Genomic DNA, 11,401 nt, shown 5'->3' with positions numbered 1-11,401 from the left:
ATGTGAATGTAATCGCTTTCCTGAAATTAAATTACGTAACTCTTTCAGGGAAAATCGATTCAACTCGCGAATAAATTAAAAGTCAGGCACAACGCGACAAACAACATTGCCGCCCTGTGCCTGAGAAAGATGCGGGGATTAATGAACCTGCGGGTCGGCCGGAGAGGCGTTATTACGGATCTCGGCGATGTCCATGGCATTGAAGATATAGTGGTTACCGCAGTAGTCGCAGTGCATGTCAATTTCGCCTTCGTCGGCGAGGATGCTATCAATCTCTTCATCCGGCAGCGTCTTCAGCGCGCCGGCACAGCGTTCGCGGGAGCAGGTGCACTTGAACTCCACGCTCTGCGGGTCGTAGACCGTGACTTCTTCTTCATGATACAGGCGCCACAGCACATCATTTGCCGGCAGGGTGAACAGCTCTTCCGCCTTAATGGTCTCGGTAAGCGTCGCCAGGTGCTCGAAGTCGGCAGTCTGGGCATCCTGCGCCGGCATCACCTGCAGCAGCATCCCGCCCGCCATCGGCTGGCCTTCATGATCGCCGGTGCGGATGATAAGGCGCGTCGGCAGCTGCTCTGAACGCTGGAAATAATCTTCCAGGCAGGCGGCCAGCGTATCGCCTTCCAGACCGACCACGCCCTGATAGCGCTCACCTTCTTCCGGAGAGATGGTAATGACCAGGTAGCCGTTGCCGACCATCGTTTTCAGATCCGCATCGTCCGCAATCTCGCCCTGCACGCGCGCGACGCCGCGCAGCTGCTGCTGGTTATTGCCGTTGATCACCGCCAGCTGTAAAGGGCCATCCCCCTGCAGCTGTACGGTAATGTCGCCGGCAAACTTCAGCGTCGCGGTCAGCAGACTGGTGGCGACCAACAGCTCCGCCAGCACCGTTTTGACCGGTTGGGGATAGGTGTGATTCGCCAGAATCTGTTCCAGGGTTTCCGACACCGTCACCAGCTCGCCGCGCACGGCATAGTTTTCAAACAGATAACGATGTAATTGATCGTGTTGAGTCATAATCATCTCTCTTTCTGGCGCGAGTTATTCACTCTCGCCGTGTTTAAATCTCATCAGGTCGCGGCGCTCTTTCTTGTCCGGACGTCTGTCAGGGTGCGGCATGGTCAGGGCGTTCATTTTGCGCGCCAGGGCCATTTTTTCACGCTTCTCGATACTCTCCGCCGTCTCTTCATACAGGTTGACGGCTTCGCTTGCCGGGCGGCGCTGTTCGGTAATGCCGATAATGCGCACCGTCCGCTCGTCGTTGCCCTGGCGCAGCGTCAGCATGGCGTCGAGTTCGACGATTTTTCCGGGTTTGCTACGTTGTCCGTTGTAATGCACCTTGCCGCCTTCAATCATTTCCCGCGCCAGCGCGCGGGTTTTGTAAAAGCGGGCGGCCCAAAGCCATTTGTCCAGTCTGACGGTTTCGGTGGGCTTCTCTTTCATCGCCTCTCCTTCGGGGTAAGCGAAAGGATCAGTCGTCGGTAATCATTCAGCCCCGGATGGCGCAGATACTGCTTTTCCGCCAGTCCGGAGTCAGGATTGGTAATACCCAGGCAGTAACGAATGCCAAACTCCCTCGCGGCATCCAGTATCGCCTCGCTGTCGTCGACAAACAGCGTTTTGTGCGCCTCAAGGCCAGTTTCCTCCGCCACGGCGCGCCACAGACGCTGATCCTCTTTCGGATAACCAAATGTGTGGGTGGAAAGTAATAAATCAAGGTGCGCGTCCAGGCCGGTGTGTTTGAGCTTCACCGCCAGATTGTGGGGATGGGCATTGGTCAACAGAATGCGTCGCTTACCGCAGGCCTTGAGCGCATCAAGGAACGGCACGGTATCCTCGCGCAGCGTGGCGCGCGGACCTTGTTCGCTGGTCATCGCACAAATATCCAAACCCAGGCGCTCGCTCCAGTAATCCAGACAGTACCAGTTTAGCGTATGCTGCACGGCGTGATACTCCTGGCGCATGGCGTCTTTCGCCTCCTGCAAATTGAGGCCGCGGGCGGCCCCCCAGGTTTCAGGCACCAGCGTTTGCCAGAAGTAGTTGTCGAAGGCGAGGTCCAGGAGCGTGCCGTCCATATCCAGCAGAACGGTATCGACCTCCTGCCAGGCGATATCAAAGTGCATGATGACTCTCCAGCGAGCGGAAAATGGGCGACAGGGTATCACACCCTGTCGCCGGGAAAATTAATCTTGCGAGTCAGATGAGGGGAGCAAAACCGGATTAAGGCAGCTTTCGTAATATTTCTGAATCTCTTCCATACGCTGACGATGGCGTTGATAACGACGCAGGGCCTGCACGGCGTGGTAAGCCATGCACCCCACCATTGACAGCAGCAGCAGGGTGATGCCCAGATAACGCCACAGGCCGCTGCGGTCGGGGATGCGATGCAGGTTGATATGCTGCGTGCCGTTGGCGTCAGTAAACAGGTTGGTAACGATACCTTCGGCATGGAAGGGGGTATGCATGAGCATACCGGCCAGCCGCCGCAGTTCGCCCCACTGCTCATGGGCCGGATAATCATACAGACTCACCGCCGGCCACGGCTGATTGACCAGTACGCTGCCCTCATCGCTGGCGATAAGAAAACCGCCGGGAGCCGGGCTGTTCAGCGCCTGCGCGGCCCGTGAGGTTTCGCGTATCACAAAGGGCGCGGTTGAGGTGGTCACCAGATTCTCCAGCGACTCGGCGCTGACCGGCCGCAGCAGCACGTTCACGCCATCCAGCTTGCCGGCGGTGGCGCGCTTGGTTAACGTTTCCCAGTTACGGGTATTGCCAAGATTGACCAACGCATTCTTCAGCCGCAGGCAATCATCCTTTGCCGAGCAGAGATCGTTAGTTTTCTGCACGATATCGCCGAAATCATCCAGTAGCACCATGCCTGATTTCTGAATGGCGGAGCGTAGGGCAGGGCTGACGCGGGAATCATCGTCGGTTTCCGGGTGCAGCTGGCGCTGGACGGACTGCATCAGGGCGGTCGCTTTGCTGACAATGTCAGACTCCGGCAGCGGCAGAGGAGGGGCGTCGTTCCACACAATCTGTGAACAATCGAAAGGCAGGAACGGCGAATCCTCTTTGGCGGACCAACTGCCCGGCGTGCGGATATTACACATCCCGGTACCGGTCAGGCGCAGCGTATCGCCAATGCGCACATGGGCTTTTTCCAGCTGGCTGACGGTAGTGGCTTCAATCGTTTGCGCGCCCTTCAGCCACGACAGGGTGAACTTAAACGGCATATTCAACGGTACGCTGGCCCACAGCATAATCACCACCACCAGGGCGCCGGCGGCGATAATCGCGCTGCGTAGCCAGTACTGCAGCGGGAAGTTTTTCACTTCATCATGAAGCGACAGGTAGCGTCCCTGACGGGCCACGTGGCGGTTGAGATAGATATCAATATCGGTCTGCTGCCCCAGGTCCTGGGCAATCCAGGGTTGCCAGTGGCGCGGATAGATGAGATCGATAATGCCCAGCGAGATGTTATTGATTTGCTCCTGATCGTTTTCGCCAAACAATCCCCAGCGCTTAGGGACGCCCCGCAGGCAATGGATTTCGCGCAGCGCGGCGCGACGCGGCGGGGCATAAATCCCCCACAGTCCGGCGGCGAGCAGCAACAAACCTGCGGCGACCAGCCAGGGGGTAAAGACAGCTGGCCCAATCAGGCTGAAATAAAAGAACAGAAAGGAGGCGACGATCAGGATCGCTTCGCGCAGCCCGTCCGGGCGATTCAGAGCGTGTTCTTCAGGCGTTTCCCGACGGATCTGCCGCAACTCTACCTGCTCGCTCTCTTCGCCGCGAATGGAGGCCTGGGTGGCCGAAGCGCGTTCCAGGGCGTAGCTTTGCGCTTCCTGGCGATAGTCGCTCAGGCTATGACCGTTAAGGGTGATAACCAGCGGCAGGCTGTCGGTGGGGATCAGCTCGACGCTGTTTTCATCGTTGATATGCTGTTCCCAGAACGGCGGCAGATGAACTTCAACCGAATCGAGGAAATAGCGCCATTTATTCGGCGCGTCGGTGGTGATCCCGTAGCGGGTGATGGCGCGTGTCACCGCATAGACGGTATCACTCTGTTCGTTCAGCGCCAGAGCGACAGGCGCGCTGGTCGCACCGGACGCCGGCACCTGCTGGGCGTGGCTCAACTCGGCAACATACTTCTCAATAGCCTGGCGCTCATCCGCAGGAAGCTGCCGCGTGGTAGCGTCGCTAAAGGCGTGCAGTAGGGGGAGTCGGCGGCGTCTGGCGTGAGCGCGATACCACCATCCGATGAGCAATACGCAGATTAGCAGAGCTGTAAGGAATATCAGAAAGGTGCCCATGCCCATCCCATCAAAGTTATTTTTTTCTTACGAAATCGTCGGTGAACGTGAAGACTAACGTCAAGCTGCAGTGTTAGCGGCGCACCTGCTTACAGGGTAGTGAATATGTCATGCAGCAGCGCACAAGCTTACCAAAAACGTTAAAGCGCAGAAATCGGTAAATTCTCAAAGCGAATTCAAGCTATTGACTTTTTTATCTTTATTACTTTTCCCCCTGCAGGGAAAAGGTTACAACTCTGTAAATAAGTAGCAATTTGGATTGCCGAAAGCGTGTTGCGTATCGCACAATGACTGCTTAATCACAGCATAGACCGATGACAATGAGCAAATCATTACAAAAACCCACCATTCTCAATGTTGAAACTGTCGCCCGTTCGCGCCTCTTTAATGTCGAAAGCGTCGATCTGGAGTTCAGCAACGGTGTGCGTCGCGTTTATGAACGTATGCGGCCTTCCACCCGTGAAGCGGTGATGATTGTGCCGATTGTGGATGATCACATTATTTTGATTCGTGAGTATGCCGTGGGGACGGAGTCCTACGAGCTGGGCTTCTCCAAAGGGCTGATTGATCCAGGTGAAACCGTGGATGAAGCGGCCAATCGCGAGCTGAAAGAAGAGGTTGGCTATGGCGCCAATAAGCTGACGTTTTTGAAGAAGCTCAGTATGGCCCCCTCCTACTTCTCCAGCAAAATGAATATCATGGTGGCGGAAGATCTCTATCCGGAGTCACTGCCGGGCGATGAACCTGAGCCGCTACCGCAGGTGCGCTGGCCGCTGGCGCAGCTGATGTCGCTGCTGGATGAAGAAGATTTTAACGAGGCCCGTAACGTCAGCGCGCTGTTTTTAGTGCGGGAATGGCTGCAGGCCCAGGGCCGACTCTGAACGAGCGTCCACGCTAAGCAGCAATAAAAAAGCGCCCGCAGGCGCTTTTTTTGTCAGAACAATTCGTGGGTTTCACCGCCGCCGTCAGTCAGGGTGGTGCCCACCTCACGGACTGCCTGCTGGGTGGGCTGGGTTCCTTCAATAAAGTACTCCGCCCGGCTATTGCCCCCGTTCGCCAACTGACCAGTGCTGCGGTCGATATTCACCGTGACGATACCCGGCGGCGGAGTTAACGGTTCTTCCGGAACGCCTTCCAGCACGCTCTTCATAAAGCTGTCCCAGGCCGGCTGGGCGCTTTTGGCACCGCCTTCATAGCCAGAGATCTGATCTTTAATCGCTCCGGAGGCGGTGGTCCGGCCAAGATCGCGACGATGATCGTCAAAGCCGATCCAAACCGAGGTCACCACGCCCGGTCCGTAGCCTGAGAACCAGGCGTCCTTCGAGCTGTTGGTGGTCCCGGTTTTCCCACCGATGTCATGCCGCTGCAGATCGCGTCCGGCGCGCCAGCCGGTGCCCATCCAGCCCGGCTCGCCAAAGATGTTGCTGTTCAGCGCGCTCTTGATCAGGAAGGCCAGCGGTGTGTTAATCACATGCGGCGCGTATTCCTGTGCGCCGCTCTGCGCGACCAGCGACTGGTTGGCCTGCTCCAGCTGCGGCTGCGGCGGCACGTTGCCATTCTGCGGTTCCGCGGAGGTGGCGACATCTTCCACATCCTTGTTTTCCAGCACGTTGGATTTTGGCGTATCGCCGTAAATTACCGGTAAATCACACTGCGGACAGGCAATTTTCGGACGCTCCTCGAAGAGGACCCCGCCCTGATCGTTCTCAATCTTACTGATAAAGAAAGGATTGACCAGGAAGCCGCCGTTGGCCATCACCGAATAACCGCGAGCGACCTGCAGGGGCGTAAAGGAGGCTGAGCCCAGCGCCAACGATTCCGTGTGGACAATGTTCTGCGCCGGGAAGCCAAAGCGCTGCAGATACTCGGCGGCGTAGTCTACGCCCATGGCGCGCATAGCGCGCACCATCACCACGTTTTTCGACTGCCCCAGGCCCTGGCGTAAACGAATCGGACCGGCATACTGCGGCGGCGAGTTCTTCGGCCGCCAGTCGGAACCTGCGCCCGCATCCCAGCGCGAGATCGGCACATCGTTGAGCATACTTGCCAGCGTTAAGCCTTTATCCATCGCGGCGGTATAGAGGAACGGTTTAATGTTGGAGCCGACCTGGCGCAGCGCCTGGGTGGCGCGGTTGAATTTGCTCTGGTTAAAGTCAAACCCGCCGACAAGGGCAATAATCGCGCCGTTTTGCGGGTTAATGGAGACCAGCGCTGAGTTGACGTCCGGGAGCTGGGACAGCCACCAGCTGTCACCCACCTTGCGTACCCAGATCTGCTGCCCGGCCTGCACAACGTCGTTGACTTTACGCGGGGTCGCCCCTTGCTGCGTATCTGAGATAAAGCGACGGGCCCAGCGCACGCCCTCCATCGTCAGCGAAACGGAGTCGCCGTTAGCCAACAACGCGACAGCCTCCTGGGCATTCGCGGAGGTGACCACCGCCGGGAAAAGCGGACCGTAGCCAGACTGACGCTTCAGCGAATCGACGATCTTCTTCGTCTCCCACGGCGTTTCGCCGACTTTCCACAGTACGCTGGCCGGGCCGCGGTAGCCGTGACGCATATCGTAATCCAGCACGTTATTGCGTACCGCCTGCTGGGCCGCCTGCTGGTTTTTACGGGTAATGGTGGTGTAGACCCGATAACCATCTTCGTAGGCCTGCTCACCGTAGCGATTCACCATCTCCTGGCGCACCATTTCACTCAGGTAAGGGGCGGAGAAGGCGATTTTCGGCGCGTGATAGCTGGCGTCGATGGGTTCGCTGCGCGCCTCATCGTATTGCGCCTGGGTGATGTACCCTTCGCTCAGCATACGCGACAGCACCACGTTGCGACGGGCGGTCGCGCGATCCATCGAATAGAGCGGGTTAAAAGTGGAAGGCGCTTTCGGCAGACCGGCAATCACCGCCATCTCACTCAGGGTCAGCTGGTCGATAGGTTTGCCAAAATAGACCTGCGCCGCGGCGCCGACGCCATAGGCGCGGTAGCCGAGGTAGATCTTGTTCAGATACAGCTCAAGGATTTCATCTTTATTCAGCAACTGCTCGATGCGGATGGCCAGAAAGGCCTCTTTAATCTTACGCATCAACGTCTTCTCGGGGCTGAGAAAGAAGTTACGCGCTAACTGCTGGGTGATGGTGCTGGCGCCCTGGGAGGCGTGGCCTGAAAACATCGCCACGCTGGCGGCGCGGAAAATACCTACCGGATCGACGCCGTGGTGCTCATAGAAGCGGCTGTCTTCGGTGGCGATAAACGCTTTCACCAGCTCGGGGGGAATTTGCTGCAACGTCACAGGGATACGGCGCTTTTCGCCGTACTGCGCAATAAGCTCACCGTCGGCGCTATAGACCTGCATCGGGATCTGCAAACGCACATCCTTCAGGGTTGCGACGTCGGGGAGTTGCGGCTCTATGTATTTGTAGAGGCCAAAAATCGAGCCTGCTCCCAGCAGTACGCAACAGACTGCAAGGATCAATAGATACTTTACGAACTTCACCGGTGTTTTCCCATTTAGTTTTATTTGGGCAGTTTATAAACAAACGCGCGGTAGTATAAAGGCAAGCCAGGTGCATTGATATAGCCGGGCAGTTTTGCCGGATAAGGAGATCGTAAGCATGGCTTTCAGAAACTGGCGGCTTGGAATGCATATCCAACAGGATAGCATTGCCATTGTCGCGCTATTGCATGAACGTTCACACTGGGCGCTGCGCCGCTGGTGGCGTATCCCATTGCCGCCGGGGCTGGTACGTCAGGGAATGGTGGCGGACGTCAGCGCACTCGGTTCGCGGCTGGCCGCCTGGCGGCGGGAGCTACCGGCGCAGCATCAGGTTAGTATCGCCTTTCCCGCGGTGCGCACACTGCAAAAGCGTCTTCCGTATCCCCAGTTCGTCCTGCGGGAGCGGGAACAGGCGATGTGGGTAGCCAGCGCCATGAGCCAGCAGCTGGCAATGCCTGCCTCCGCGCTATGTATTGATTATGCGCCCACCTCGCGGGATGACGGCTGGCAGGTTACGGCGGCGCAGCGGCTGGATATCAATGTTCTGCGGGAGCTGGCAGGGCGGCTGCGGCTGCGGGTGGCGGCCATCGTACCGGATGCCAGTGCGCTCGGCGCCTTTTTCCCCTGGATGACTGCGGCAGACCAGGGCCTGGCGTGGCGGGATGAAAAGCGCTGGCTGTGGGCGACCCGTGAGGCCTGGGGCAGTGACGCCTGCGCTGATGTCGGGTCCTTAAGCCAGCTGGCGGGGCAGCTTCAGGTTCCGCTGCGCCTGTGTATTGACGCGGGCGATGAGGCCAGTCGCTTTGATGTCTGGCAAGTGATTCACCGTCGGCAGCCCCCGCTGCCAGCCGATGGCGATCGTTACGCCATTGCCCTTGGGCTGGCGCTGGGAGGCGGGCGGCATGACGCATGTCGTTAATCTTCTTCCCTGGCGCGACCTGCGTCGCCGCCAGCGCCTGCGCTACGTCCTGTTGTTAACCATCGGCATTGTGCTGCTGGGCGGGATGGGCCTGCTGGTGAGCCGAACGGCGCGTCTGCAGCGCGACTTCCTGGCGACGCTTCACACGACGGCCGACGCGCAGCTGCTCGCTTCGCTTAAGCAGCGCGAGCAGGCGATGCGTGAGGCGTGGCAGCAGCATCAACGGCAGCGCCAGCAGTACCAGCGCAGATCGGCGATCGCCGCCTGGCAACCCAGGCTGCAGGCGCTGGCGGCAGATCTGCCCGCGCAGGCGTGGCTGACGCGGCTGGAGTACCAGGGCGTACTCCTCACGCTGGACGGCCTGGCCCTTAACCTGCAGGCGTTAACCAGCGTGGAGTCTGCGCTGACTCGCGTCGCGGGATTCGCGCCGGCAAAAGCCGGCGGGACCCAGCGCGACGCCGAAGGGCGTTGGCAGTTCAGTTTTACCCTGACGGGAGCGCGCGCTGATGCGGATTAACCTTCGGGGCGCCTGGACGGGGCTGCCGATCCTGCTCGCAATGGGGCTGTCGGGAGGCGGCGTGGCGCTCTGGCGCGATCTGCGCCCGCCGCAGGCGGCGGTAACCCGTGATGCGGCGTTGCAAACGCAGTGGCGGCGGATCATGGCGCTGCGCATCCCCGGCGAGGAAAATCCCGGGGCGCGCATCGACACGCAGTCATTTTCGCCCATAGCCATTCCGCTCTCCGGAGCGAAGCTTATCGCCTGGCGTCCGCAGGGAAGCGGCGGCGAGATGGAGCTGACCCTGTCCTGGTCAACGGTACCCGCGCTTTTTTCCTGGCTGGCGCGCTGCGGGATGAATCCGCGTTCGTTTTCGCTGGGCCGTGAGGCGCAGACGCTCCGCCTGCGACTGCTGCTGGAGGCGGAAGATGAGCGGTAAACGCTGGATCTTCCTGTGGCTACCGCTGTCGCTGCTGGCGGCCGAGCGTGACCCTTTCCAGCCGGTTGAGGATCCCTGCCGCACGGCGCAGCTTTCGCAATGGCGCTATGGCGGGGCGGTTGGGGATGATGCTGGCTGGACGGGGTTTCTGCAGGATGGGAACGGAAAGTGGCGACGGGTACGCATGGATGAGCAATTGCCCACGGGCTGGCGGGTGAGCCGGCTGACGGCCGGTGAGCTGGACATCGTCACGTCTTCGGGATGTGAACCGCCAGCGTGGCGCTGGCAACGTGAAGGGAAACAACATGATGCGATGGATAAGCCTGCTGCTTCTGCTGCTGCCGCTGGCGGTGGCCCCCGCCGCCCGCAATGATAAACCGGTTTCGCTGGTGATTGACGATGCGCCAGTGGCCCAGGTGCTGCAAGCTCTGGCCGAAATGAACCATAAGAACCTCGTCGTCGCGCCGGACGTCAGCGGCACGCTCTCCCTGCGTCTGCAGAAGGTTCCCTGGAGCCAGGCGCTGCGGGCGGTAGCGGATAGCGCGGGTCTCTCTTTGCAACAGCAGGGGACGGTCATCTACGCGCACACTCAGGCCTGGCAAAAGGCAAATCAGGCGCAGCGTGAAGCCGAACAGGAGAAACGCCTGCAGAACCTGCCCCTGCAGGCGGAGAGCGTGACCCTGCACTTTGCCGACGCTGAGGAGCTGGCTAAAAGCGGCGGAAAGCTGCTCAGCGCCAGGGGACACCTGATGGCGGACAAGCGGACTAATCGGCTGCTGATCCGCGATGATGCCCGGCACCTGCCGGCGTTGAAGGCCTGGGCGCAGGAGATGGATCTGCCGGTCGGCCAGGTGGAGCTGGCCGCCCATATCGTGTCGATGAGCGAAACCAGCCTTCGTGAGCTGGGGGTGAAGTGGCGGCTTGCGGAAGCCGGAAGCCCGCCAGGCTCCGGGCAAATCACCACCCTAAGCAGCGATGTATCGGTAAACGATGCCAGCACCCGCGCAGGGTTTAACATCGGCAAGATCAACGGTCGCTTGCTTGAGCTGGAGCTATCCGCGCTGGAGCGCAAGCAGCAGGTCGAAATTATTGCCAGCCCGCGTTTATTGGCCTCCCACATGCAGCCTGCCAGCATCAAGCAGGGAAGCGAGATCCCCTATCAGGTTTCCAGTGGCGAAAGCGGCGCCACTTCGGTGGAGTTCAAAGAGGCGGTGCTGGGCATGGAGGTCACGCCGACGGTGCTGCAGCAGGGAAGAGTGCGGCTTAAGCTGCGAATAAGCGAGAATACGCCAGGCCAGGTGCTGAAGCAGGAAAACGGCGAAGCGCTGGCCATCGATAAGCAGGAGATAGAGACCCTGGTGGAAGTTCGCAGCGGCGAGACTTTAGCGTTGGGCGGCATCTTTTCGCAGAAAAACAAAACCGCCCGCGACAGCGTCCCGCTGCTTGGCGATATCCCGGTACTGGGACGTCTGTTTCGTCGTGACGGGAAAGATAATGAACGTCGCGAACTGGTTGTCTTTATTACGCCACGGATTCTGGCAGTACGTTAAGCAGGTTTTTCATGCTAAACACGTTTCAGGTGTTTGACGTGAGGACGGATTTAGCATACAAGGGGTACCGATTTGAGAGTCGGGTACGACATCAATCCTCCCTTTATTGTCCNNCTTTATTGTCCGGCGATTTTATTCAGTTGCCAAACCAGCCGGAGTATTGAGATAATTTTTAGTCTGACTCTCGCTCT

The 11,401-nt window shown here is 59.1% G+C and carries 11 protein-coding genes; 6 read left to right on the top strand and 5 right to left on the bottom strand.

The genetic code is table 11. The annotated features are described in order from the left end of the window. Window positions 1-138: 138 nt before the first annotated feature. From hslO to VZP09_RS18875, 4 genes are read right to left on the bottom strand one after another with little or no spacing between them, the layout of a single operon-like run. Window positions 139-1,023, bottom strand: coding sequence for an Hsp33 family molecular chaperone HslO (gene hslO, locus VZP09_RS18890; RefSeq protein WP_004188324.1), 885 nt, complete (start codon window positions 1,021-1,023; stop codon window positions 139-141). A gap of 18 nt (window positions 1,024-1,041) precedes the next feature. Then, on the bottom strand, window positions 1,042-1,443 hold the full coding sequence (gene hslR / locus VZP09_RS18885; protein ID WP_002920326.1) for a ribosome-associated heat shock protein Hsp15: 402 nt from the start codon (window positions 1,441-1,443) through the stop codon (window positions 1,042-1,044). Then, on the bottom strand, window positions 1,440-2,123 hold the full coding sequence (yrfG, locus tag VZP09_RS18880) for a GMP/IMP nucleotidase (protein ID WP_032105032.1): 684 nt from the start codon (window positions 2,121-2,123) through the stop codon (window positions 1,440-1,442). The genes hslR and yrfG overlap by 4 nt, the downstream gene beginning before the upstream one ends. Before the next feature lie 60 nt (window positions 2,124-2,183). Beyond that, complete coding sequence (locus tag VZP09_RS18875; protein ID WP_004174025.1) at window positions 2,184-4,313, bottom strand: intracellular growth attenuator family protein; 2,130 nt, start codon at window positions 4,311-4,313, stop codon at window positions 2,184-2,186. Window positions 4,314-4,633: 320 nt separating this feature from the next. Between VZP09_RS18875 and nudE the strand changes: the two genes are divergently transcribed. Then, window positions 4,634-5,194 (top strand): ADP compounds hydrolase NudE, encoded by a 561-nt coding sequence (gene nudE / locus VZP09_RS18870; RefSeq protein WP_002920321.1) that lies wholly within the window; start codon window positions 4,634-4,636, stop codon window positions 5,192-5,194. A gap of 53 nt (window positions 5,195-5,247) precedes the next feature. On the opposite strand, the gene mrcA is transcribed toward nudE, so the two are convergent. Beyond that, complete coding sequence (gene mrcA, locus VZP09_RS18865; protein ID WP_004185951.1) at window positions 5,248-7,806, bottom strand: peptidoglycan glycosyltransferase/peptidoglycan DD-transpeptidase MrcA; 2,559 nt, start codon at window positions 7,804-7,806, stop codon at window positions 5,248-5,250. Between the two features lie 118 nt (window positions 7,807-7,924). On the opposite strand from mrcA, the gene VZP09_RS18860 reads away from it, so the two are divergent. Genes VZP09_RS18860 through hofQ form a run of 5 tightly spaced genes read left to right on the top strand, consistent with a single transcriptional unit; the run spans window position 7,925 to window position 11,210 of the window. Continuing rightward, entirely contained in the window at window positions 7,925-8,725 is an 801-nt protein-coding gene (locus VZP09_RS18860) for a hypothetical protein (protein ID WP_032415760.1), read from the top strand. Beyond that, window positions 8,709-9,242, top strand: a complete 534-nt coding sequence (locus VZP09_RS18855; RefSeq protein WP_032415759.1) for a PilN domain-containing protein — start codon at window positions 8,709-8,711, stop codon at window positions 9,240-9,242. Before VZP09_RS18860 ends, VZP09_RS18855 begins: the two co-directional genes overlap by 17 nt. Further along, window positions 9,232-9,660, top strand: coding sequence for a HofO family protein (locus VZP09_RS18850; protein ID WP_004151403.1), 429 nt, complete (start codon window positions 9,232-9,234; stop codon window positions 9,658-9,660). The genes VZP09_RS18855 and VZP09_RS18850 overlap by 11 nt, the downstream gene beginning before the upstream one ends. Next, a complete protein-coding gene (locus VZP09_RS18845; protein WP_004889465.1) occupies window positions 9,650-10,033 on the top strand; it encodes a HofP DNA utilization family protein in 384 nt (127 codons plus the stop codon). Before VZP09_RS18850 ends, VZP09_RS18845 begins: the two co-directional genes overlap by 11 nt. Further along, entirely contained in the window at window positions 9,966-11,210 is a 1,245-nt protein-coding gene (gene hofQ, locus VZP09_RS18840) for a DNA uptake porin HofQ (RefSeq protein WP_004174030.1), read from the top strand. The genes VZP09_RS18845 and hofQ overlap by 68 nt, the downstream gene beginning before the upstream one ends. The last annotated feature ends 191 nt before the right edge of the window (window positions 11,211-11,401 follow it).

The sequence above is a fragment of the Klebsiella sp. EMBS2024 genome (assembly GCF_036233805.1).
GTDB classification, from domain to species: Bacteria; Pseudomonadota; Gammaproteobacteria; order Enterobacterales; family Enterobacteriaceae; genus Klebsiella; species Klebsiella pneumoniae.
The sequence above is the reverse complement of the archived record's forward strand: the minus strand, read 5'-3'. Positions and strand labels throughout refer to the sequence as shown.

Excerpts from the sequence above, each read along its gene's own strand:
- VZP09_RS18855 (WP_032415759.1), top strand. The coding sequence starts at position 8,709 with ATGACGCATGTCGTTAATCTTCTTCCCTGGCGCGACCTGCGTCGCCGC.
- VZP09_RS18875 (WP_004174025.1), bottom strand. The coding sequence starts at position 4,313 with ATGGGCACCTTTCTGATATTCCTTACAGCTCTGCTAATCTGCGTATTG.
- yrfG (WP_032105032.1), bottom strand. The coding sequence starts at position 2,123 with ATGCACTTTGATATCGCCTGGCAGGAGGTCGATACCGTTCTGCTGGAT.
- VZP09_RS18850 (WP_004151403.1), top strand. The coding sequence starts at position 9,232 with ATGCGGATTAACCTTCGGGGCGCCTGGACGGGGCTGCCGATCCTGCTC.
- hslO (WP_004188324.1), bottom strand. The coding sequence starts at position 1,023 with ATGATTATGACTCAACACGATCAATTACATCGTTATCTGTTTGAAAAC.
- VZP09_RS18860 (WP_032415760.1), top strand. The coding sequence starts at position 7,925 with ATGGCTTTCAGAAACTGGCGGCTTGGAATGCATATCCAACAGGATAGC.
- hslR (WP_002920326.1), bottom strand. The coding sequence starts at position 1,443 with ATGAAAGAGAAGCCCACCGAAACCGTCAGACTGGACAAATGGCTTTGG.
- hofQ (WP_004174030.1), top strand. The coding sequence starts at position 9,966 with ATGATGCGATGGATAAGCCTGCTGCTTCTGCTGCTGCCGCTGGCGGTG.
- nudE (WP_002920321.1), top strand. The coding sequence starts at position 4,634 with ATGAGCAAATCATTACAAAAACCCACCATTCTCAATGTTGAAACTGTC.
- VZP09_RS18845 (WP_004889465.1), top strand. The coding sequence starts at position 9,650 with ATGAGCGGTAAACGCTGGATCTTCCTGTGGCTACCGCTGTCGCTGCTG.